This window comes from Rhodoblastus acidophilus (genome assembly GCF_900187365.1).
In the GTDB taxonomy this organism is placed as follows: Bacteria; Pseudomonadota; Alphaproteobacteria; order Rhizobiales; family Beijerinckiaceae; genus Rhodoblastus; species Rhodoblastus acidophilus.
In genome coordinates this window covers 89947-110551 of record NZ_FYDG01000001.1, presented here as the reverse complement: position 1 = coordinate 110551, position 20605 = coordinate 89947, and the positions used below count along the sequence as shown (strand labels likewise).

At 66.8% G+C, this 20605-nt stretch carries 22 protein-coding genes; 13 read left to right on the top strand and 9 right to left on the bottom strand.

Features of this window, described 5'->3' with window-relative positions:
- Positions 1-1254 carry an FAD-dependent monooxygenase gene (locus CFB24_RS00470; RefSeq protein WP_088518610.1) on the bottom strand — a complete coding sequence of 418 codons (1254 nt, stop codon included), beginning with the start codon at positions 1252-1254 and terminating at the stop codon, positions 1-3.
- Positions 1255-1383: 129 nt separating this feature from the next.
- Here CFB24_RS00470 and CFB24_RS00465 point away from each other — a divergent pair, with 129 nt between their 5' ends.
- From CFB24_RS00465 to CFB24_RS00455, 3 genes are all read left to right on the top strand, one after another.
- Complete coding sequence (locus tag CFB24_RS00465; protein ID WP_088518609.1) at positions 1384-1935, top strand: redoxin family protein; 552 nt, start codon at positions 1384-1386, stop codon at positions 1933-1935.
- A gap of 149 nt (positions 1936-2084) precedes the next feature.
- On the top strand, positions 2085-2381 hold the full coding sequence (locus CFB24_RS00460) for a glycine zipper domain-containing protein (RefSeq protein WP_176440401.1): 297 nt from the start codon (positions 2085-2087) through the stop codon (positions 2379-2381).
- 87 nt (positions 2382-2468) lie between these two features.
- Positions 2469-3326 (top strand): N-acetylmuramoyl-L-alanine amidase, encoded by an 858-nt coding sequence (locus CFB24_RS00455; protein WP_088518608.1) that lies wholly within the window; start codon positions 2469-2471, stop codon positions 3324-3326.
- On the opposite strand, the gene CFB24_RS00450 is transcribed toward CFB24_RS00455, so the two are convergent.
- Positions 3251-3856, bottom strand: a complete 606-nt coding sequence (locus CFB24_RS00450; RefSeq protein WP_141098300.1) for a helix-turn-helix domain-containing protein — start codon at positions 3854-3856, stop codon at positions 3251-3253. The two genes, CFB24_RS00455 and CFB24_RS00450, sit on opposite strands and share 76 nt — an antisense overlap.
- A gap of 62 nt (positions 3857-3918) precedes the next feature.
- Positions 3919-4674: a DsbA family protein gene (locus tag CFB24_RS00445; RefSeq protein WP_088518606.1), complete on the bottom strand. Its 756-nt coding sequence runs from the start codon at positions 4672-4674 to the stop codon at positions 3919-3921.
- 72 nt (positions 4675-4746) lie between these two features.
- Here CFB24_RS00445 and CFB24_RS00440 point away from each other — a divergent pair, with 72 nt between their 5' ends.
- On the top strand, positions 4747-5901 hold the full coding sequence (locus CFB24_RS00440; protein ID WP_088518605.1) for a pyridoxal phosphate-dependent aminotransferase: 1155 nt from the start codon (positions 4747-4749) through the stop codon (positions 5899-5901).
- Positions 5902-5910: 9 nt separating this feature from the next.
- Here the strand turns inward: CFB24_RS00440 and CFB24_RS00435 are convergent, their stop codons facing one another.
- Both CFB24_RS00435 and CFB24_RS00430 read right to left on the bottom strand, forming a co-directional pair.
- Complete coding sequence (locus CFB24_RS00435) at positions 5911-6213, bottom strand: hypothetical protein (RefSeq protein WP_088518604.1); 303 nt, start codon at positions 6211-6213, stop codon at positions 5911-5913.
- A gap of 327 nt (positions 6214-6540) precedes the next feature.
- Positions 6541-8007: a hypothetical protein gene (locus tag CFB24_RS00430; RefSeq protein WP_088518603.1), complete on the bottom strand. Its 1467-nt coding sequence runs from the start codon at positions 8005-8007 to the stop codon at positions 6541-6543.
- Between the two features lie 389 nt (positions 8008-8396).
- On the opposite strand from CFB24_RS00430, the gene CFB24_RS00425 reads away from it, so the two are divergent.
- The gene (locus CFB24_RS00425) at positions 8397-9071 is read left to right on the top strand and encodes a PhoH family protein (RefSeq protein WP_088519459.1); all 675 of its coding nucleotides are present in this window, start codon (positions 8397-8399) and stop codon (positions 9069-9071) included.
- Positions 9072-9152: 81 nt separating this feature from the next.
- Positions 9153-9809, top strand: a complete 657-nt coding sequence (locus CFB24_RS00420) for a peroxiredoxin (protein ID WP_088518602.1) — start codon at positions 9153-9155, stop codon at positions 9807-9809.
- On the opposite strand, the gene CFB24_RS22365 is transcribed toward CFB24_RS00420, so the two are convergent.
- Complete coding sequence (locus tag CFB24_RS22365) at positions 9780-10121, bottom strand: hypothetical protein (RefSeq protein WP_141098299.1); 342 nt, start codon at positions 10119-10121, stop codon at positions 9780-9782. The two genes, CFB24_RS00420 and CFB24_RS22365, sit on opposite strands and share 30 nt — an antisense overlap.
- 6 nt (positions 10122-10127) lie before the next feature.
- Between CFB24_RS22365 and CFB24_RS22930 the strand changes: the two genes are divergently transcribed.
- The 3 genes from CFB24_RS22930 to CFB24_RS00405 all read left to right on the top strand — a co-directional run bounded on the left by CFB24_RS22930 (position 10128) and on the right by CFB24_RS00405 (position 12218).
- Positions 10128-10661, top strand: a complete 534-nt coding sequence (locus tag CFB24_RS22930; protein WP_176440400.1) for a hypothetical protein — start codon at positions 10128-10130, stop codon at positions 10659-10661.
- Between the two features lie 78 nt (positions 10662-10739).
- Complete coding sequence (locus CFB24_RS00410) at positions 10740-11234, top strand: hypothetical protein (RefSeq protein WP_141098298.1); 495 nt, start codon at positions 10740-10742, stop codon at positions 11232-11234.
- Positions 11235-11345: 111 nt separating this feature from the next.
- Entirely contained in the window at positions 11346-12218 is an 873-nt protein-coding gene (locus CFB24_RS00405; RefSeq protein WP_088518599.1) for a M48 family metalloprotease, read from the top strand.
- Here the strand turns inward: CFB24_RS00405 and CFB24_RS00400 are convergent.
- Positions 12206-12694, bottom strand: a complete 489-nt coding sequence (locus CFB24_RS00400; protein WP_088518598.1) for a DUF3280 domain-containing protein — start codon at positions 12692-12694, stop codon at positions 12206-12208. The genes CFB24_RS00405 and CFB24_RS00400 overlap by 13 nt on opposite strands.
- A gap of 25 nt (positions 12695-12719) precedes the next feature.
- Complete coding sequence (gene dgcA / locus CFB24_RS00395; RefSeq protein WP_088518597.1) at positions 12720-13712, bottom strand: N-acetyl-D-Glu racemase DgcA; 993 nt, start codon at positions 13710-13712, stop codon at positions 12720-12722.
- An 89-nt stretch (positions 13713-13801) separates the two neighbouring features.
- Between dgcA and CFB24_RS00390 the strand changes: the two genes are divergently transcribed.
- The 4 genes from CFB24_RS00390 to CFB24_RS00375 are packed head-to-tail and all read left to right on the top strand — an operon-like array spanning position 13802 to position 17221.
- Positions 13802-14947, top strand: a complete 1146-nt coding sequence (locus CFB24_RS00390) for an MlaE family ABC transporter permease (RefSeq protein WP_088518596.1) — start codon at positions 13802-13804, stop codon at positions 14945-14947.
- Positions 14948-14966: 19 nt separating this feature from the next.
- A complete protein-coding gene (locus tag CFB24_RS00385; RefSeq protein WP_088518595.1) occupies positions 14967-15779 on the top strand; it encodes an ABC transporter ATP-binding protein in 813 nt (270 codons plus the stop codon).
- Between the two features lie 22 nt (positions 15780-15801).
- The gene (locus tag CFB24_RS00380; protein WP_088518594.1) at positions 15802-16698 is read left to right on the top strand and encodes an MlaD family protein; all 897 of its coding nucleotides are present in this window, start codon (positions 15802-15804) and stop codon (positions 16696-16698) included.
- A gap of 1 nt (position 16699) precedes the next feature.
- Complete coding sequence (locus CFB24_RS00375) at positions 16700-17221, top strand: ABC-type transport auxiliary lipoprotein family protein (RefSeq protein ID WP_088518593.1); 522 nt, start codon at positions 16700-16702, stop codon at positions 17219-17221.
- Positions 17222-17502: 281 nt separating this feature from the next.
- On the opposite strand, the gene uvrA is transcribed toward CFB24_RS00375, so the two are convergent.
- Entirely contained in the window at positions 17503-20442 is a 2940-nt protein-coding gene (uvrA, locus tag CFB24_RS00370; protein ID WP_245295397.1) for an excinuclease ABC subunit UvrA, read from the bottom strand.
- Positions 20443-20605 lie beyond the last annotated feature (163 nt).

Below are 20605 nucleotides of genomic sequence, written 5' to 3'. Positions count from 1 at the left end.
TCAGGACTGCGCCGGCGTCGGACGCCGAACCGGCGGCCGTTGGCGCATCAGTTTCGGCGTCGGCCCGTGCGGCGTCACGCCCTCGCGCATCAGCGCGCGGCGCAGCGGCCCGAAGGCCGAGAAGAAATTCAGCGCGAAGGCGCGGGCGAAATCCACCGGCAGCGCGTGAATCAGCAGCGAGCGGTTGAGCACGTCGATGCCGTTGACGCGGAAGCCGATGTCGCGGGCGCGGTCGCGCTCATAGGAGGCCAGCGCCCGCGAAATCACGTCGGCCTCGTCGAGATCGACATTTTCCAGGCAATCGACCAGGCTGGCGATATCGCGCAAGGTGAGGTTGAGCCCCTGCGCGCCGATCGGCGGGAACAGATGCGCCGACTCGCCGATCAGCGCCAGCCGCAGCCCCGTCACCTTGTCGGTCTTGAGCGCCCCCATCGGGAAGGCGCCGACCGGGCCGTCGAGTTCGATGTGGCCGAAACGGTCGTGCGACTGGTCCTGGATTTCGGACGCCAGCTCCTCCGGCGCCAGGGCCTGAAGCCGCACGGCCTCGCGCGGCGCCACCAGCCAGACCATGCTGGAGCGGTGCGGCGCGCCCTCGCGGCCCTGCAGCGGCACGAAGGTGAAGGGCCCCGAACGCTTGTGCCATTCGGTCGAAATATTATGGTGCGGCTTCTCGTGCTTGAGCAGCACGGTAAGCGCGACCTGCGGATAGGTCCAGGTTTTCACCGTGATGCCCGCGACCTGCCGCGCCTGCGAATTGCGGCCCTCGCCGGCGACGATGAATTTGGCGTCGATCCATTCGCCGGTCCCAAGCCGCGCCCGCGCGCCGGAATAGTTCAGCTCGAACCCGTCGAGCAGCCCCTCGATCAGCGTGATGCGCGGATGTTTGCGGGCCGCTTCCGCCAGTTCCGCCACCAGGACGTTGTTTTCGATGTTCTGGCCGAATGCGTCGAGGTCGATCTCGCGCGCGCGGAATTCCTTGGGCTGGGTCGGGAAGATCGAGCCGGTGTCGTCGATCAGGCGAATGCCCTCCATCGGTGAGGCGTGTTTTTCGCAAGCCTTCCAAAGTTTTAACGCGCGGAAGAACCGCAGGCTGCCCTCGAACAGCGCGACGGTGCGCCCCGCGAGGTGGGTTTCGACCTTGCCGACCACAATCACCTTGCGGCCCTGCGCGGCGAAAGCGTGGGCGGCGGCGAGTCCGGCGGCGCCGGCGCCGGCGACCAGCACGTCGCATTGATGGGGTATCGTCTCGCTCATGGCGTCTCGTCCCGAATTTTCCTTGAGCCGCAATGTAGGAGCTTTGCCAATGGGAGTTCAAGACCGCCGCGTTAACGCCGCGCGGATCCCGCACTTGCGCCGGGGCGGCTTTTGCGCGTTGATGGCGCCATGACCAACGTCCTTCTTTCCCGACGGTCCCTGCTCGCCGGCGCGACTCTGGGCGTCGCGGCGGCCGGCGCGCTGGCCTGGCGGCGCTACGACTTGGGCGGCCGGCTGTTCAATCCGCTGACGGCCGATCGCTTCGGCCTGCCGCCGGTTCCCGGCTTGACCGACGCGACGGGACAGCCAATTTCCGGCTTTTCCGCCGCCGACATCGCGGGCAAGGCTTTGTTTCTCAACACGTTCGCCTCGTGGTGCCCGCAATGCCGCGAGGAGCATCAGGCGCTGCTCGATTTCGCCCGCTCCGGGGCGATCATTTATGGCGTCGCCGCCCTCGACGATCCCGCCAACACGCTGGAATTCCTGCGCGCCCACGGCAATCCGTTCACGCGGGTCGGGGTTGATCGCAACGGCTGGCTCAACCGGGCGCTGGGCGCGCGCGGCGTGCCCGCGAGTTTCGTGCTGGCGCCGGCGCCGCGCATCGCGTTCCAGCATTTCGGCCCGATCACCCTGGCCGAGTTGCAGGCGAAAGTCCCGCCGGCCCTGCGGGCGGGCGCCTAAAGTTTGGCTGCTCAAGGCTTGGGCGCTCAAGGCTTGGGCGTTCAAAGCTTGGGCGGGTCTTGGATTCGCCGCCGTTAACCGTTACACGTTTTTGTGAGGACTCGCGCGGCCCGGGCCGGGCGCGCCACACGTCCGATGCGGAGGTCTGAATGAAGAAAGTGTTTCTGCTGGGCGTCGTCTTCGCCGGCGCGCTGACGCTTGGCGGTTGCGGCCACACACGTGACGAGCGCACCGTGAACGGCGCGGCGGTCGGCGCGGCGTCCGGCGCGGTGATCGGCGGCCTCGCCAGCCATAGCGCGGGCGGCGCGGTGGCCGGCGCGCTGCTGGGCGGCGCCGCGGGCGGCATTATCGGCGCCAACAGCAATCCCCCGCCGCCGCGTCGCCGTTGCGCCGAGTGGGAAGAAGATTACTACGGCCGCCGTCACTGCATCGGCTGGTACGATTGATCCGAACGGCCCCGCAAGGGGCCGCTCGCCTGCCTGCACACGCTCGTCTCTCCCGGCCGCAAAGGGAGAGGCGCTGTTCCGGTCGCCATGACGCCTCATCCCGACAGTCCGCTCGCCGAAAAATTCCATCCCTCGCCTAATCACGGCGCGCGTCTGGTCGGCCCGACCGACACGCTGATCCTGCATTACACGGGCATGCCGACCGCCGAGGCGGCGCTGGAACTGCTGGCCACCGAGCGGGGCGGCGTGTCCTGCCATTACTTTGTCTGGGAGGATGGCCGCATCTGGCGACTGGTGGCGGAAGACCGCCGCGCCTGGCACGCCGGCAAGAGCTTTTGGGCCGGCGAAACCGATCTCAACTCCCGCTCCATCGGCATTGAAATCGTCCATCCCGGCCACCCCAATTTAAGCGCGCCGCCCTACGCGACCTTCGGCGGCTGCGCGCCCTTTCCCGAACGCCAGATCGCGGCGGTGGCCGCGCTGTGCCAGGAGATTTGCCAGCGCCGCCACATCGCGCCGCAGCGGGTTCTCGCCCATTCCGACATCGCGCCGGCGCGCAAGGTCGACCCCGGCGAGACTTTTCCCTGGGCGCGGCTGGCCGAATCGGGCGTCGGCTTGTGGGTCGAACCCGCCGCCATTCGCCCCGGCCCGTGTCTGGAGCCGGGCGCGCTGGGACCGCCAGCGGCGGCCTTGCAGCAGATGTTGGCGGCCTATGGCTATGGCGTTGACATCACCGGCGTTTACGACGAGGCGACCCGCAATGTCGTCGCCGCCTTCCAGCGCCATTTCCGGCCGGCGCTGGTGGACGGACGGGCGGACGCCTCGACGGTCGAGACCTTGCAGGCGGTTTTGCGCGCGCGCGATTCGCTTCAAACGTCCGCTGCGCCTGGCGCCAGCCAGGTCGCGATCCGGTCCGCCAGCGCGGCGAGATCGTCCGGGCCATAAGCGGCGTTCTCGATGGCGCGCTGCACCAGATCGCGGAACGCCTCCGGCGATATCCGCACATTGGGCGCGTAATTGAGGGCGCAGGCGCTGACGATGCCGTGGATGATTCGCAGATCGTCGCGGCTGAGCGGCTCTTGCGCCCGTTCGTAGATCGCGACGCGCCCCGAATCTTGTCGGCCCGAATCTTGGCGCCCCAAATCTTGGCGCCCCAAATCTTGGCGTCCCGAATCCCCACGCCCTGCATCCGGCCGCGGGCCGGGTTGGGCGCGGGCGGCGGGTTCGGGGGCGGGCGGCTTTTCGGCGGCGAAAACCTCGGACGTCGCCGTGTCCGGCTCGTCGTCGAGCAGATCGCTCCAATCGATGTCCAGCGCCGGCGCCAGCCGTTGCGCCCAGGCGAGAGTCATCGGCTGCCCGCGGTTGAGCGGCCCTTTGCGCAAACGCCAGATTTCCAGTTCGGGGGCGCTCACCATTTCGGCGAGCGTCCGATCGTTAAGTTCTTTCGCGGCCATCAGCCGAGCAAGCTTCGTCATGCCCGCAAGTTAAGCCAAGGCGCGCGCCGCTTCAATCGGCGCGCGCACCAGCGGGGCGCCGTTTATTTGCGCAGCGCGTCGAGCTTGGCCTTCAGTTCGTCGTAGCCCACGGCCCCGACCACCACTTCGTCGCCGACGACATAGGAGGGCGTGCCGTTGATCGCCAGGGCGTCGCCGAGCTTCAGCACGCCGGCGAGCTTGTCCTTGATCTCGGGATCGGCGGCGTCCTTCTGCAGCTTGGCCATGTCGAGGCCCATCTCCTTGGCCGTCGCCAAAGCCTGATCCTTGCCGATATGGCCCTTGGCGGTCAGCAGCTTCTGATGGAACTCCCAGAATTTCTCGCCGGAAATCTGGTTGCGCGCGGCGGAGGCGATTTGCGCCGCTTCGACCGAATCGGCGCCGAGCACCGGGAAATCCTTGAGCACGATGCGCAGGTCCGGGTTGGCCTTCATCAGATTGGAGAGATCGCCGAGCGCCCGTTTGCAATAGCCGCAATTGTAATCGAAAAATTCGACCAGCGTGACCTTGCCGTTGGGATTGCCGATCACGGCCTGGAAATCGGAATTGAAAATGTCCTTGGCGGCATGGGCGATCACGGCGCGGCGCGCGTCGGTCTCCTCCACCTTCTGCTTGCGCTCAAGCTCGGTCGCCATGTCGCGCAGGATGTCGGGATGGGAGATCAGGTAGTCCTTGACGATGCCCTCGATCTCACTCTTCTGCGCCGGGGAAAATTCCGCCGCGCGCAGCGGCGTGGCGAGGGCCGTGACGGCCAGGACGGCGAGGGCCGCCGCCAAAAAGGTCTTGCGCGGATGCGACATGGACAACTCCAGGGGAAGGAACTAACCCTCCATAGCCTATTCCCGCTTTCGGGTCGACTTGGGTCTCTTTTCATGTCGGATTCGCCGTTTCTCACCCCCGCGCGCCGCGCGGCCATCGCCCCTTTCCTCGCCATGGACGTGATGCGCGAGGCCGCGCAATTGCGCGCGGGCGGCCGCGACATCATCCAGATGGAGGTCGGCGCGCCCTGCGCCGGACCGCCGCGCCGCGCCCGCGAGGCGGTGATGGCCGCGTTGGACGGCCGCGCCATCGGCTATACCGACGCGCTGGGCCAGACTTCGCTGCGGCAGCGAATCGCCCGGCATTATCGCGAAACCTATGGCGTCGAGATCGACCCCGAGCGGGTGGCGGTCACCACGGGATCGTCGGGCGGCTTCATCATGGCCTTTCTCGCCCTGTTCGACGCGGGCGCGCGCGTCGCGATCAACTGCCCGTCCTATCCCTGCTACCGCAACATTCTCGGCGCCTTCGGGGTCGAGACGGTGGAGTTGCGCGGCGTGGAGGGCGTCACGCCCGAACAGGTCGAGGCCGCCGACGACGCGCGGAAACTCGACGGCCTGCTGCTGATGAACCCGTCCAATCCGACCGGCGCGCTGCAAAGCGACGAGTCGATGCGCAAAATCGCGCAGATTTGCGAAAAGCGCGGCATCAAGTTCATTTCCGACGAGATCTACCACGGCCTCACCTACGAGCGCCCGGCGCAGACCGCGCTGGCCTTTTCGCAGGCGGCGGTGGTCGTCAACTCCTTCTCCAAATATTACTGCATGACCGGCTGGCGCGTCGGCTGGCTGGTGGTGCCGCCCGGCTTTTCCCGCGTGATCGAACGGTTGCAGCAATCGCTGGCGATTTCGCCGCCGACCCTGTCGCAAATCGCGGCGGAAGCGGCGTTCGACGCCACCGAGGAGCTGGAGGCGGTCAAGGCCGGCTACGCCCGCAACCGGCGTATTCTGCTCGACGCGCTGACCGGCATGGGGTTCGGCCTCGCGCCCGCCGACGGCGCCTTCTATGTCTATGCCGATCTCAGCCGGTTCTCCGACAATTCCCTGGAATTCTGCAAGAACTTGCTGGAGCGGGCCGGGGTGGCCGCGACGCCCGGCGTGGATTTCGATCCGAGCCAGGGGCGTCGCGCCCTGCGCTTCTCCTACGCCGGCGTCGAAGTGGACATGATCGAGGCGATGCGGCGGCTGAAGACGTTCCTCGGCCGCTGAGTCTTGACGTCAGCGCGGCGGCGGCGGCGGCGGCGGCTCCGCCGGCCCGCCGGGAGGCGCGACAGGCGGCGCAACCGGGCGCCCGCCGCCTTCCGTGCCGAGATCGGCGCCGCCTACGCCGCGCCGCGACGCCTCGCCGGGGCCGGCGCCCGAGCCCGTGTCCGGGCCGCCGGTGCGCGCGCCGCCGCCGCCGACGCGTGGATCGGCCGCGCTGCCGCCGCCGCCCTCGCCTTGGGCGCTTGCGGTCTGAGCCGCCGCCGCCAGCAGCACGCCGGCGGCAAGAGCGACGCTCTTGTATCGTTTGATCGCCATGAGACTCTCCTGCAAAGGCCTTGGGAAGGCCGGTCGGTCTATCGCGACGGGTTGGGGCTGTTCGGCTTTGTTCCAGGCTTGGGCCGGACCCGCTGGTCCGCCGCCGAGCCCGCCGCGAGGAGCGGCCACGGCGCCGGGGCGATGCTTTTCATCGTCATCGCCATGCTTGTCTCCGCATCGCGCGTGGCCATTCCCGAGAGGGGCAACCGCAATGCGGGGGCAACCGTTCCGAATTTCCTGCCACAAATGCAGAAAACGGCTCGGGCTTGTCAGTATAAACCGCTGGCATGGCGAATAGGGCGCGTCACGCAAAGCTTTGTGCGCGCTTCAGCCCAGCAGAGCGCCCCAGGCCGTGAACAATTTCTCCAGATCGGCCCGCAGCGGCCCGAACGCGAAATTCTGGTCGCCGATCTCGCGGTAGCGCCAGGCGAAGTCGACGATTTGCGGCGCGGACAGGCAAAGACGCAGCGCCTCGCGTCCGCCGATCGGCACGGTCTGGCCAAGGTGCAGGCCGCGGCGGCGCAACTTGCGCAGCGCGGCGTCGGCCGCGCCCTTTTCGGCCCCGCGCATCATGATCGGGATCAGCGTGGGCTCGCCGCCGCTCTCGTCCATCTCCAGGCCCGGCGTCATCAGGATCTGGCGGCGCGCCTCGCCCTGAAAACAGGCCTTGGCCATTTCGATCAGCGCGGGGTCGAGGGCGCAATAGGCTTCGAGTTCGGCGAGCGCCGCCGTCCAGCGCAAGCCGAGCCCGGAATTGCAGCGGGCGCCGAATGGGCCGGCGATCCGGTCGCGCAGCAGCGGCGGCCAGTCGAAATAGGCGAAATGATCGGCGAGTCCCTCGGGCCAGGGAATGTCCTGATCGCGCGCGGCCAGCGACTCGGCGAAGCCGCCGGGAACCAGCAGCGCGCCGGAAAAGGCCGGGCCGCCGAGGAATTTCGAGCCGGAAACCATCACCAGAAAGCCGGCGTCGAGATCGGCGCGCACCTGGGCGGGGGCGCAGCGCAACTGGCACGCGTCCACCACGACCGTCACGTCGTCGGGGTTGTCTCGCAGCAGCTTCGTGGCGCAATCGCGCGATATGGCCGAAAGGCCGGTCTTGGAGCTGTCGAGCAGATGCACCAGCGCATGGGCGCCGCGCGCGCGCGCCACGCGCACCAGGGCGCAGACCCGCGCGTCGATCTCGTCGGCGGGCAGCGGCGCGCCCGCGCCATTGCGCAGCGGCAGCGCCGCCAGCGCCGCCGCGCCTTCCCAGCCGTCGAGCGCGAAGCCGGCGCGGCCCGAGCCGAACGGCGCGCTGTTGAGGAAATGCCGGCCCGAGGCGGCGAGGGGCGCGCCGCGTCCGGTCTCCTCCGGCCCGACCAGGATGTTGACGATTTTCTGGCCGGGACGGGCGCGCGCGCCGGCGAGCGCCAGGGCGGCGTATTCGGCCTGGGTGCCCGAGGCGCAGAACACCGCCTGCGCGCCGGGGGGCGCGAGCAGGTTGAGCAGACGGCGGCGCAGGTCGGAAAACCAGTCCTCGCTCTCGCCGGCGCTGAAGGCGAAGGGCAGGGCGGCGCTGGCCGCCTGCCAGCCGCGCCGCGACACGCCCGAGGCGGTCGAGGAGGAAAACCAGATTTCGCCCGCCTCCGGCCGCGCCGAGGCGCCGTAGCGGTTGCGGCCGTCGGGGCCGGCGGCGATGCGCTCGTCGCCGCCGCTCGCCAGCATCATCGCCAGCAGCGGATCGCCCGCCGACGCCTTGAAAAGAGGCGCGAGAGTCGCCGGGCGGCCTGAAGGGCTAGTGTTGGGCTGGCTCATGAACTCCCCGCGATCTCAAAAACTTGCGTCACGTTAAGGCAGGTTCGCCTATTTGACGCGGCCCCTATTTTTTTGCGCGAACCTTGCCCGCAGGCGCCCAACCCGTTCGGTCGCCGAAAATATTTCCTTTCGGTTCATCGAGAATCGCATATCTTCAAGGTCAGCGAGGAGCGGCTCATGACATGCAAGTCTGGCAAAGGCCAAGTCAAAGCTCTCCCCGCGATTCCCTTCATTTTGCGTAAGCCTCCGTCGTGCTCTCCGCCCAAAGGTTCTCCGCCGAAGGGCGGCGGGCGCGCGAAACTCTCATCTTGAGGAGACAGCGCGTGGGTAAGCAACTTGCTCGAAAGCGGAGCCGAGGCTCCCGGGTTCAACAAAGGGACGCTGAAATCATCGAGTTCAAGGGGTCAAAATTTCATCACGACCGTAACCCGCCGCCGATCAAGGCTCTCAATTCCACCCAGGCCGACTATCTGGCCGCACTGACACATTCGCAGCAAATCGTCGTTCTTGGCCCCGCCGGGGCCGGCAAGACCTGGATCGCCGCCACTTACGCCGCCGATCTGTTCCGTCAGGGCCGCATCGAGCGCATCGTGCTCACCCGTCCCAACGTCCCCTGCGGCCGCTCGCTCGGCTTCTTCCCCGGCACATTGCAGGAAAAATTCGCGCCCTGGGCCGTTCCGATCGCCGAGGCGATCAAGGAGCGGATCGGCGAGGGCGCCTTCGACGTCGCCGTCAAGCGCGGCGACATTGAAATGGTGCCGTTCGAGGTGATGCGCGGGCGCACCTGGAAGAACGCCTTCGTGCTGCTCGACGAGGCGCAGAACACCTCGGTCATGGAGATCAAGACCTTCCTCACCCGCATCGGCGAGGATTGCATCTCGGTGGTCAACGGCGACGTCAGCCAGTCCGACATCCGCGAAGCCTCCGGCCTGCGCAAGATGATCGAACTGATCCGCAGCCATGGCCTGCCGGTGCCGGTGATCGAATTCACCCTCGACGACATCGTCCGCTCCGGCCTTTGCGCCATGTGGGCGCGGGCGTTCGAGGGCGAAGCCCGGATGTGAGCGGCGGCTTCAACAAGAGTTGATCGCGGCGCAGCTTTGCAACGTCCTCCGCCGCCGCCAGATGGGGCGGAGGAGGCGGCTATGGCTCTGAATATCAACGAGATCGCACCGGACTTCACGCAGGACTCCACGCAAGGACCCATCCATTTCCACGACTGGGCCGCGGGCGCCTGGGTGGTGCTGTTTTCCCATCCCAAGGATTTCACGCCGGTCTGCACCACCGAACTCGGCGCCGTCGCCCGATTTTCGCAACGCTTCGCCGAGCGCGGCGTCAAGGTTCTCGGCCTCTCGGTCGATCCGCTCGACGATCACGCCCGTTGGGCCGCCGACATCGCCGAAACCCAGGGCGCGGCGCCCGACTTTCCCATTCTCGCCGACGCCGACGCCAAGGTGGCGAAGCTCTACGACATGCTGCCGGCCACCATTTCAGGCGATCCCGCGCGCCGCACGCCGGCCGACAACCAGACCGTGCGCAACGTGTTCATCATCGACCCGCAAATGAGAATCCGGCTGGTGCTCATCTATCCGATGGCGGTCGGCCGCAATTTCGATGAAATCCTGCGCGCCATCGATGCGCTGCAACTCAGCGATTCTCACAAAGTGGCCACGCCGGCGGACTGGCGTCCCGGCGACGACGTCATCATCCAGAACAGCGTATCGGACGAGGAAGCCGGCAAGATGTTCCCGAAAGGCTTTGTCGCAAAAAAGTCATATATGCGCATGACGCCGCAGCCATGATTCGCGCCGAAAACTGGACCAAGAAGTAAAAAATGGGGTCGTCAGAACAAAATTTGTTGATTCGCGGACAAGCGTGACAATCACCTTTCGGACACTTTCTCTCTCTATTTCATGCGTCCCGCCGTTGGCGGCGTCGAGAAGAGAGGAAAGATCGTCATGATACATTCCGAACACTCGCAATCGAACGCATTCCAGAACCCGATACAGCAGAACCCACAGCTTTTGCAAAGTATAGCGCAGGCGTTGGCGCAGCAGTCCCAGAACCCGCAGGGCTTCGGGGCCGTTGGCCAGGGCCAAGGCGGCGTGGGGCAAGGAAGTTTGGGACAAGGCGCGTACGGCCAGGGCGTGTACGGCCAAGGCGGATTTGGCCAAGGCGGATTTGGCCAGGGCGGCTCGGGCCAGCAGGGTTGGGGCCAGCAGCGCCAGCTCAGCCAGCAGGACGTGAGCGCCATCCTGCAGCAGATCGCGCCGGTCCTGCCGCAACTCATCGCCCAGGCGCAACAGGGACAGGTTCAGCCGCTGGCCGCGTTCGGCGGCGGTTTCGGCCAGCAACGCACCCTGTCGCCCCAGGACGTCAACGAGATCGTGCGGCAGATTCTGCCGGTGATCCTGCAGTCCACCCAGCAGAATTCGCTGGGCGGCCAGCAGGGCTGGTCCGGCGGCGCCGGCCTCGGCGCCTATGGCAACGCCAACGCGCAGCAGCAGTCTCCCTTCCAGCAGACCGGATGGCAGCAGCAGCAGCGCGGGGGCCAGCAGGTCACCCAGCAGGACGTGCAGGAGATCGTCCGGCAGGTCAGCGAAGCTCTCTCGGGCGGCCAGGCCGGCCAGTCCGGCCAGCAGCGGCTGTTCTAAGCCGCGCTTCAGGCGGCGCGGGCGGACGGGATGCGTCCCGTCCGCTCCCGAACTCAAGCGGTGTGAAAGGAGCTATAGATGTCTCGTTCCAACGTCGAATCCGGTTCGCAACAGACGCCGTCGCGCCCGATGGAAAACGCGCATGAGGATCTGCGCGAACTCACGGCCGTGCTGCAGGAAATCATGCCGATTCTGGAGCGCATCCAGAACCGCTCGCCCCAGGCGGCCGCGCTCGGGGTTTACGGCCAATCCTCGGTCGAAACGCTCGCCGCCGTCGCGCTGGTCAGCGATCTCGGCGCCGACAGTCTGCGCCGGCTGACGGCCTATCTGGACGCCCATTCCGAAGAATTTTCCGACCTCGAAAATTGCGCGCCCCTGCTGGCGGGGGCGGCGCGCGCGCTGGCGGCGCGCGACTACGCGCAGGCGTTCACCCTGCTGTTCCATGTCTATCGCGCCATCACGATTCAGCGGCTGGAGGATCACCGCCTGCCGGCCCCGGCGTCCGTGCCGTCGCGCCTCGCCATCGACGCCGCGCGGCCGCCGCAGGACGAGGACCGGGTGTCACAGCATTGACACACGGCTCACAAAAAATTGAGCTTTTAACTCCGTAGCTTGCCTGATGGTGGCATGACGCTTGCTGAACTTTCAGTTGCTGTATAACAATACAGTGACTGGAGGTGAAGCATGCTCCAAGGCGTAGGCGCGCCGGCCCTCGATGCGCAGTCGGTTTTTCTCGCTGCGCGCGGCGCGGGCGACCCTGGGAAGCGGCCGCTGGCGCGGCCCTCCCGCCCGCGCGACGAGGCGGCGCTCATCCGCCGCGCCCTGCTGCATCTCAAACATTCCCATCAGAGCGATCAGATCAAGGCGGGGCTCGCCGGCCTGCTGGCTTTGTGCGCCAGCCAGCCCCGCGCCGGCTGCGCGCCCGCCCTCGTCAATCTGACGCGAACCTTGCAGGCGGCGGCGCGTCGCCCCGCTGACGCGCTGCGCGATTTCGGCGCCCGTCCGCTGCGTTGCGCCGAGGCGCCCGATCTTTACGCTATTCTGCTGGTCATCTGCCGCCGCGCCGGCCTGTCGCGCATTCCCGAGCTTTATCTGCTGCCTTTTTCCGGCATGAACGCCTATGCGCTAGGCAATCCGCGCAACGCCTGCATCTCGGTGACGCGGGATCTGCTGCGCGGCCTGTCGCGCGAGGAGATCGCCGGCATTTTCGCGCATGAGGTCGCGCATATCCTGCATTGCGACGGCGATTCCCTGAATTGGGCGGAACTGGTGCGGCAGGCCATCGCCGAACTGGCGCCCCGCGACGACGGCAACACGCTGCTCGCCCATGCGCCAATGCTGGCGCGTCTGCTGATTTCGGCGCTGTCGCGGGTGCGCGAACTCGCCGCCGACCTGCGCGCGCTCGACCTGATCGAGCGCCCCGGCGCGCTGGCCGACGCCCTGTGCAAGCTCGAACTGTTCCACACCGGGCGTGCGCCGCAGCCGATGGGCGCCCATGCCGGCAGCGCGCTCAACAGCCATCCCGAAACCTGGGAGCGGATCGCCTATCTCAGCTGAGGTTTCGCGGGCAAAACATATTCCTTGAGCAGATAGGCCAGGCCGCGCCGCCACGCCTCGTCGGTGTCGCCGCGAATATCGACGCTGCCCGCCTTGACCGCCTGTCCGGTCTCGACATCGGCGATGCGGACGTTGAGGTTGAGGATCAGGCTGCTGACCTTTTGCGTCCAGGCGACGACGGCGTAGCGGGCGCCGAGCTTTTTCGCCAGATCGACCTCGCAGCCGTTGCAATCGTGGATGTCGCGCACCCCCGCGAGATCGGCGGCGACGGGCGCGAGATCGACGGGCTGGAACGCGCCCGACTCCGCCAGGGCCTTGGCCAGCGCCGCATCCATCCGTTTGACGCGTTCGGTTTCCTCGGGCGAGGTCGGCTGCGGCGAGGAATTGATGAAGACGGCGGGAAAAACGGCGGCCGGCGCGGCGTGGGCGGGAATAGCGAAAGCGGCCAGCGCCAGCAGGCAAACCAATACGCGCATTCCTTCTCTCCCGTCCGTCGCGGCCTCATCCCCACAAACGCGCGTCGGGCGGATAGAGCACCGAGCCGTCGCAGCGCAAGCCCTCCGGCCGGTCCTCGGCCAGCAGCAGCGGCCCGTCGAGATCGACGAACCGGGCGCGCCCCGCCAGCAGCAGGGCGGGGGCCATGGCCAGCGAGGACGCCACCATGCAGCCGACGAACAGGCCGAAGCCGAGCTTTTCCGCCTCATCCGCCAGCGCCAGCGCCTCGGTGAGGCCGCCGGTCTTGTCGAGCTTGATGTTGACGAGGTCATAGCGGTCGCGCAGGGCGGCGAGGCCGGCGCGGTCGTGGACGCTCTCGTCGGCGCAGACCGGAATTTTACGCGGCCCGGCCAGCGCGGAATCGGCGCCGGCGGGCAGGGGCTGCTCGATCAAGGCGACGCCGGCCTGTTCGCAGGCGTCGAAGAATTCCGGCAGATCCTCCGGCCGCCACGCCTCGTTGGCGTCGGCGATCAGTTCCGCCTCCGGCGCCGCCGCGCGCACCGCGAACAGCCGCGCCGGATCGCCCGCGCCCGCCAGCTTGACTTTTAACACGGGACGGTCGGCGGCTTCCGCCGCCGCGCGCGCCATTTCCTCCGGCGTCCCCACCGACAGCGTGAAGGCGGTGACGCAAGGCGACAGCCGCGCCAGCCCGGCCACCTGCCACGCCGGCACGCCGGTCAGCTTGGCTTCGAGATCCCACAGGGCGCAGTCCAGCGCGTTGCGCGCCGCGCCCGGCGGCAGCAGATCTTGCAAGGCGAAGCGGTCGGCCCCGGCCTCCAGCGCCGCCCGAACCGTCTCGATTTGCGCCAGCACGCTTTCGACGCTCTCGCCGTAACGGGCGTAAGGCGTGCATTCGCCGCGCCCGCGCGCCGGGCCGTCGCTCAATTCGGCCACGACCACGCGCGCCTCGGTCTTGGCGCCGCGCGAAATGACGAAAGGTTTGGCGAGCGCGAAACTCTGCGCGGCGGCGGACAGGCGGCGGGGGGCGGTTGACGTCACGTTATGCGAACTTTCATTCCGGCGACTTTGCCAAACGGCGGCGGCTTGATGTATCTCTTGTGCGGGCCAGCAAATCAGAGTCGCGGCAAATGTCAAAGCCGGCGGAAAATCTCCCCGACTTCTCGGTCGAACGGGATGGGTCGAGCGCCCGCGTTCTCTTGCGCGGGGCGTGGACCATTGCGGCTTCGCGCGCGCTGGAGCGCGCGGCGCAAAAACTCGCCGCCGCCGCCAATGGCGCGCAGAGCGCCGAACTCGATTTCGCCGGCGTGACCCGGCTCGACACCGCCGGCGCCTGGCTGATCGACAAGGCGCGCCAGCAGATGGCGGCCGCGGGCGTCGCCGCGCGTTTCGCCGGCGCCAGCGCCGGGGACGCGATCCTGCTGCGCGAGGCGGCCTATGCGCCGCCGCAGCCCGAGCGGGCGGGGCGGGAAAATCCGCTGACGGCCCTGCTGGTCGCGCTGGGCGGCTGGACGGTCGGCATGGGCGAGGAGATCCTGCGCGGCGTGTCCTTTCTCGGCGAACTCGCCTTCAACGCCGTGCGCGTGGTGGCGCGGCCCAAGGCGATGCGGCCGACCTCGATGGTTTTCCATCTGGAGAATTTCGCGCTGCGCGCCGTGCCGATCATCGCCACCATTAATTTTCTGGTCGGCTGCATCGTGGCGCAGCAGGGCATTTTCCAGTTGCGCCGTTTCGGCGCCTCGACCTACGCCATCGACATGGTCGGCGTGCTGGTGCTGCGCGAATTGGGCGTGCTGCTCACCGCGATCATGATCGCCGGCCGTTCCGGCTCGGCCATCACCGCCGAACTCGGCTCGATGAAAATGCGCGAGGAGGTGGACGCGCTGCGCGTGATGGGCATTTCGCCGATGGAGGCGCTGGTGCTGCCGCGCCTGATGGCGCTGGTGCTGGCGCTGCCCATGCTGACGGTGATCGGCGACTTCGCCGCCCTGTTCGGCGGCATGGTCACGTCCTATTTCTATAATGGCGTCAGCCCGCAGGTGTTCGCCGAACGGTTGCAATTGGCGATCGGCATGAACACCTATCTCGTCGGTCTGATCAAGGCGCCCTTCATGGCGCTGGTGATCGGCATGATCGCGGCGATCGAAGGGTTCAAGGTGGAAGGTTCGGCGGAATCCTTGGGGCGCAGGGTGACGGCCTCGGTGGTCAATTCGATTTTCATGGTGATCTTTCTCGATGGTCTCTTCGCCATCTTTTTCGCTTCCATCAATTACTGACGGCGGGGGCGCAGCGATCATGAACGAGCCGGTCATCAGCGTGCGCGGCCTCGATGTTGCGTTCGGCGCGCGCAAGGTGCTGCGCGGGCTCGATCTCGATGTGGCGCCCGGCGAGGTGCTGGGCTTCGTCGGCGGCTCCGGTCAGGGCAAGTCGGTGCTGACGCGCGCCATTCTCGGCCTCAATCCCAAGCAGGCCGGGAAAATCCGGCTGTTCGGCGAGGATATCGACCGGCTGACGCCGAGGCGCCATCGCGCGCTGGAGCGGCGCTGGGGCGTGATGTTCCAGGGCGGCGCGCTGTTTTCCAGCCTGACCGTGCGGCAGAACATCCAGGCGCCGATGCGGGAATATCTCAAACTGTCGCAAGGGCTGATGGACGAGCTGGCCAGCCTGAAGCTGAAGCTTGTCGGCCTGCCGCCGGACGCGGCGGAGAAATATCCGTCGCAACTGTCGGGCGGCATGATCAAGCGCGCCGCGCTGGCGCGGGCGCTGGCGCTCGATCCCGAATTGCTGTTTCTGGACGAGCCGACCTCCGGCCTCGATCCGATCGGCGCCGCCGAATTTGATGACCTGATCGCAACACTCCAGAAAACATTGGGCCTGACGGTGTTCATGGTCACCCATGACCTCGACAGCCTCTATTCGATATGCGACACCATCGCAGCCTTGGCCGACGGCAAGGTGATCGCCCACGGTCCGCTCGATCTTATGCTCGCCTCGGATCATCCTTGGTTGCGCGCCTATTTCCATGGCAAAAGGGCGCGGGCGATTCGCCGGCCCGACGCGGTGGGGATTGAGGCGTCGGCGGCTTCCGACGCGTCAGCGCCGGCATGAACGGCCACGGGAGCACAAGCGCATGGAAACGCGCGCCAATTATGCGCTGATCGGCCTGTTCACGCTTGTCGTGATCCTCGGCGGCTTCGCCTTCGCCTGGTGGTTCTCCTCCGTGGGGAAGACCACGGCGCAGAGGGCCTATCAGGTGAATTTCTCCGGCTCGGTGTCCGGCCTCTCGGTCGGCGGCTACGTGTTGTTCAACGGCCTGCGGGTGGGCGAGGTGCGCGATCTCGGCTTGCGGCCCGACGATCCCACCAAGGTTTACGCGCGGATCGAGATCGACGCGCGCACGCCGGTCAAGGTGGACACCAAGGCGCAGCTGGAGATGGGCGGCCTCACCGGCGTCGCCGCGCTGGCGCTGCTCGGCGGCACCAAGGGGGCGGAGAACCTGCCGGAGGGCGCCGTGATCGACGCCGCGCCGTCGCAGTTCCAGGATCTGATGCTCGCGGCGCAGCGGCTCGCGGGCAAGGCCGACGAGTTCCTCGACCGGGCCACCAAGCTGATCGACGCCAATTCCGGCACGCTGACCGCGACCGCGAAAAACATCGAGGTTCTCACCGGCACCCTGGCCGAGGCCGCCCAGGGCGTGCGCAAGGCGCTAGACGCCATCGACCCCGACAAGGTGCGCTCCATCCTCGGCAACGCCGATTCCGCCGTCATCAAGCTCAACGGCATGTTGGGGTCGGGCGGCGGCAAGACGGTGCTGTCCGATATGTCGGAGGCGGCGCGCTCGATCAAGAAACTGGCGGACAGTCTGACGGAATTTTCCAAAACCGGCCTGAAACAATATGAAAATCTCGCCATTGACGGCCGGCGCACGCTGGACACCGTGGATCGCGCGGTGCGCCATCTCGACAAGGACCCGCAAAGCCTGCTGTTCGGCCCGAAACAGCCGCTGCCGGAATATCAGGGGCGCTGAGATGGCGACGCGGCTGTCTTTCCTGCTGGCTTTCGCGCTGGCCCTCGCGGGTTGCGCGGCGACGACCGCCCCGCGGACCTATGACTTGAGCGCCGCCGCCCCGGCGCTGCACGCGCGCGGGACGCTGGCGGTCGATCTCACCGCCGAACCGCCGCTCGACGGCGATCTCATCGTGGTCCGCACGGCGGATGGGCTGGAGCGGCTCGGCGGCGCGCATTGGGCGGAAATCCTGCCGCGCCTGGCGCAGAGCCGCGTGACGGAAAGCCTGCAGAACGCCGGTTGGCGCGTCGCGGAAGCCGCCGCCGTGCGGCTGCGCGTCTCCGTGCGGCGGTTCGAGGTCGATTCCGTGCGGCGCGAGGCTGTGGTCGAATTGGCGGTCCAGATCAACAGCGGCCCGGCGCGGGTGTTTTCCGCGCGCGAGGGCGTCGGCGAAATCACGGGCGCGGAGCCGGCCCAGGCGCTCGACCGCGCCTTCAGCCGTGTGCTTGGCGATCTCGCCCGCTGGACCGTTTCCAACGTCTGACCGGAAACGCCAGCCGGCGGATTAAAGATATCCTGAAAAGACAACGCCCGCCGGGGGGAGGAACCGGCGGGCGTATCTGCGAACGGGGGATGTCCACACCCGTTCGCTGGGAAACTGTTCCGGAACGTCAAATCTTCCGTAAGGACCATATTGATCGGACGTGAACTATTTTGAAACCCACAATTTTGCATTGCAGGACTGCGTCTCGCGCATGAAAACTTCGCGCGCGACGCGCATGAGCGTTGACGCGGCCCATCCCCTAGGCCGCCTTGCGGACGAATTTATGACGCCGGCCGGCGCTGCTGCGCCTCCTTCAGGAAGCGGCCGGTGTGCGAGGCCTTGGTCTTCATGATCGTCTCCGGCGGCCCCTCCGCGACAATGGTTCCGCCGCCGTCGCCGCCCTCGGGGCCGAGGTCGATCACCCAATCCGCCGTCTTCACCACATCGAGATTGTGCTCGATCACCACCACGCTGTTGCCCTGCTCGACAAGTTCATCCAAAACTTCAAGAAGCTTCTTTACATCGTGGAAATGCAAGCCAGTTGTCGGCTCATCCAGGATGTAAAGAGTCCGCCCGGTGGCGCGCCGGGACAATTCTTTCGACAGCTTGACGCGCTGCGCCTCGCCGCCCGACAGAGTGGTCGCCTGCTGGCCGACCTTGACGTAACCCAGCCCGACCCGCGACAGCGTCTTCATCTTGTCGCGGATCGACGGCACCGCCTTGAACAGCTCGCCGGCCTCTTCGACGGTCATGTCAAGAACGTCGGCTATGCTCTTGTCCTTGTAGCGAACTTCCAGCGTCTCCCGGTCATAGCGCTTGCCCTTGCAGACGTCGCAGGTGACGTACACGTCGGGCAAAAAGTGCATCTCGATCTTGATGACGCCGTCGCCCTGGCAGGCCTCGCAGCGTCCGCCCTTGACGTTGAAGGAGAAGCGGCCGGGGCCGTAGCCGCGCGTCTTGGCCTCCGGCAGATTGGCGAACCAGTCGCGGATGGGGGTGAAGGCGCCGATATAGGTGGCCGGGTTCGAGCGCGGCGTCCGTCCAATCGGCGACTGGTCGATGTCGATCACCTTGTCGATGTGATCCAGCCCTTCCAGCCGGTCGAACGGCGCGGGCTGCTCCAGCGCGCCATTGAGCCGCCGCGCCACCGCCTTGTAGAGCGTGTCGATGACCAGGGTGGACTTGCCGCCCCCCGACACGCCGGTGATGCAGGTGAACAGCCCCAGGGGGATCTCGACGTCGACATTGCGCAGGTTGTTTCCGCGCGCCCCGAACAGGCCCAACATGCGTTCGGGGTCTGGCTTGCGCCGCGTTTTCGGCGTCGCCACCTCCTTGCGCCCGGTGAGATAGTCGCCGGTCAGCGAATTAGGATCGGCCATGATATGCGCCGGCGTGCCCTGCGACACGATCCGGCCGCCATGCACGCCGGCGCCGGGGCCGACGTCGACCACGTAATCGGCGAGCCGGATGGCGTCCTCGTCATGCTCGACCACGATCACGGAATTGCCGAGGTCGCGCAGCCGCTTCAGCGTCTCCAGCAGCCGGGCGTTGTCGCGCTGGTGCAGACCGATCGACGGCTCGTCCAGCACATAGAGCACGCCGGTCAGCCCCGAGCCGATCTGCGACGCCAGCCGGATGCGCTGGCTCTCGCCGCCCGACAAGGTGCCGGAATTGCGCGACAGCGTGAGATAATCGAGGCCGACATCGACCAGAAAGCGCAGACGCTCGTCGATTTCGCGCAAAATGCGGCCGGCGATCTCGTTGCGCTTGGAATCGAGCTTTTCGGGCAGCGCGGCGAAGAATTTTTGCGCATCGCGCACCGAAAGCTCGGACACCTCGCCAATGTGTTTGTGATCGACCTTGACCGCCAGCGCTTCCGGCTTGAGCCGGAAGCCGGAACAGGCCTTGCAGGGCTTGGCCGTCATGTAGCGGCCGATTTCCTCGCGCACCCAATCGCTTTCCGTCTCGACGATGCGCCGCTCCAGATTGCGGATCACGCCTTCGAACGGCTTTTTCACCTCATAGGAGCGGTTGCCGTCGGAATATTGAAACAGAATGTCCTGCTCGCCGGTGCCGTAGAGGATCATCTCCTTGGCGACGGGCGACAGTTTGGACCAGCGGTCCTCGACCCGGAACTTGAAGGCGCGGCCCAAAGCCTCCAGCGTCTGGCCGTAATAGGGCGAGGGCGACTTAGCCCAGGGCGCGATGGCGCCTTTTTTCAGCGTCAGTTCGGGATTGGGAACGATCAGGTCGGCGTCCACCTTCTGTTCAAAACCGATGCCGCTGCATTTTGGGCAGGCGCCGAACGGATTGTTGAACGAAAACAGGCGCGGCTCGATCTCGGGAATGGAAAAGCCGGACACCGGGCAGGAAAATTTCGACGAAAAGACAATCGGCTCCTTGCCTTCGCTGTCCGCGAACTCCACCACGGCGATGCCGTCGGCCAGTTCGAGCGCCGTCTCAAAACTTTCCGCCAGCCGCGCGGAAATGTCGGCGCGCACCACGATGCGGTCCACCACCACGTCAATGTCGTGCTTGAGCTTCTTGTCGAGCGTGGGGACGTCGGCGATGTCGTAAAACGCGCCGTCGATCTTCACGCGCTGAAAGCCGCGCTTCAAAAATTCGGCGATTTCCTTGCGATATTCGCCTTTTCGCCCGCGCACTACCGGCGCCAGCAGGTAGAGGCGGGCGCGTTCGGGCAGGGCGAGCACGCGGTCCACCATCTGGCTGACCGTCTGGCTCTCGATCGGCAGTCCCGTGGCCGGCGAATAGGGAATGCCGGCGCGCGCCCACAAAAGGCGCATGTAATCGTGGATTTCCGTCACCGTGCCGACGGTCGAGCGCGGATTCTTCGACGTGGTCTTCTGTTCGATGGAAATCGCCGGGGACAGGCCCTCGATATGGTCCACGTCCGGCTTCTGCATCATTTCCAGAAACTGCCGCGCGTAAGCCGACAGGCTTTCGACATAGCGGCGCTGCCCTTCGGCGTAGATCGTGTCGAAGGCGAGCGAACTCTTGCCGGAGCCCGACAGGCCCGTGAACACCACCAGCTTGTCGCGGGGAATGGTCAGGTCGACGTTTTTGAGATTGTGCTCGCGCGCGCCGCGCAGCGCGATCACCCGGCCTTCGCCGACGCGCAGCGCGATCTGTTCCGGCGTTTCGGCCGCGGCGGGGGCGGACGTCCGGGGCTTGCGGGCGGGCGTTTTCGTTTTCTGATCCATGGTCATGTCCGGCGGATTTCTCCGACTATTTAACCCGCGCCCGCGCTTTCGCCAGTCCGATCCGGAGGCGGCGTCCGGTTTTCGCCTCAAGCGCGGCGCGGCGTCCTGTGGCGCGTTCTTGCACATTTCGCGCCGTCTTGCTAGAACAGAAAAAGAACGTCGG

Bases quoted from the DNA above. Each gene is read 5' to 3' on its own strand.
- CFB24_RS00450 (WP_141098300.1), bottom strand. From the start codon at position 3,856: ATGACGAAGCTTGCTCGGCTGATGGCCGCGAAAGAACTTAACGATCGG.
- CFB24_RS00400 (WP_088518598.1), bottom strand. From the start codon at position 12,694: ATGCGCGTATTGGTTTGCCTGCTGGCGCTGGCCGCTTTCGCTATTCCC.
- CFB24_RS00375 (WP_088518593.1), top strand. From the start codon at position 16,700: ATGGCGACGCGGCTGTCTTTCCTGCTGGCTTTCGCGCTGGCCCTCGCG.
- CFB24_RS00455 (WP_088518608.1), top strand. From the start codon at position 2,469: ATGACGCCTCATCCCGACAGTCCGCTCGCCGAAAAATTCCATCCCTCG.
- CFB24_RS00420 (WP_088518602.1), top strand. From the start codon at position 9,153: ATGGCTCTGAATATCAACGAGATCGCACCGGACTTCACGCAGGACTCC.
- CFB24_RS00460 (WP_176440401.1), top strand. From the start codon at position 2,085: ATGAAGAAAGTGTTTCTGCTGGGCGTCGTCTTCGCCGGCGCGCTGACG.
- CFB24_RS00380 (WP_088518594.1), top strand. From the start codon at position 15,802: ATGGAAACGCGCGCCAATTATGCGCTGATCGGCCTGTTCACGCTTGTC.
- CFB24_RS00410 (WP_141098298.1), top strand. From the start codon at position 10,740: ATGTCTCGTTCCAACGTCGAATCCGGTTCGCAACAGACGCCGTCGCGC.
- CFB24_RS00405 (WP_088518599.1), top strand. From the start codon at position 11,346: ATGCTCCAAGGCGTAGGCGCGCCGGCCCTCGATGCGCAGTCGGTTTTT.
- CFB24_RS00445 (WP_088518606.1), bottom strand. From the start codon at position 4,674: ATGTCGCATCCGCGCAAGACCTTTTTGGCGGCGGCCCTCGCCGTCCTG.
- CFB24_RS00430 (WP_088518603.1), bottom strand. From the start codon at position 8,007: ATGAGCCAGCCCAACACTAGCCCTTCAGGCCGCCCGGCGACTCTCGCG.
- CFB24_RS00390 (WP_088518596.1), top strand. From the start codon at position 13,802: ATGTCAAAGCCGGCGGAAAATCTCCCCGACTTCTCGGTCGAACGGGAT.
- CFB24_RS00465 (WP_088518609.1), top strand. From the start codon at position 1,384: ATGACCAACGTCCTTCTTTCCCGACGGTCCCTGCTCGCCGGCGCGACT.
- CFB24_RS00385 (WP_088518595.1), top strand. From the start codon at position 14,967: ATGAACGAGCCGGTCATCAGCGTGCGCGGCCTCGATGTTGCGTTCGGC.
- uvrA (WP_245295397.1), bottom strand. From the start codon at position 20,442: ATGGATCAGAAAACGAAAACGCCCGCCCGCAAGCCCCGGACGTCCGCC.
- CFB24_RS00435 (WP_088518604.1), bottom strand. From the start codon at position 6,213: ATGGCGATCAAACGATACAAGAGCGTCGCTCTTGCCGCCGGCGTGCTG.
- CFB24_RS00440 (WP_088518605.1), top strand. From the start codon at position 4,747: ATGTCGGATTCGCCGTTTCTCACCCCCGCGCGCCGCGCGGCCATCGCC.
- CFB24_RS00470 (WP_088518610.1), bottom strand. From the start codon at position 1,254: ATGAGCGAGACGATACCCCATCAATGCGACGTGCTGGTCGCCGGCGCC.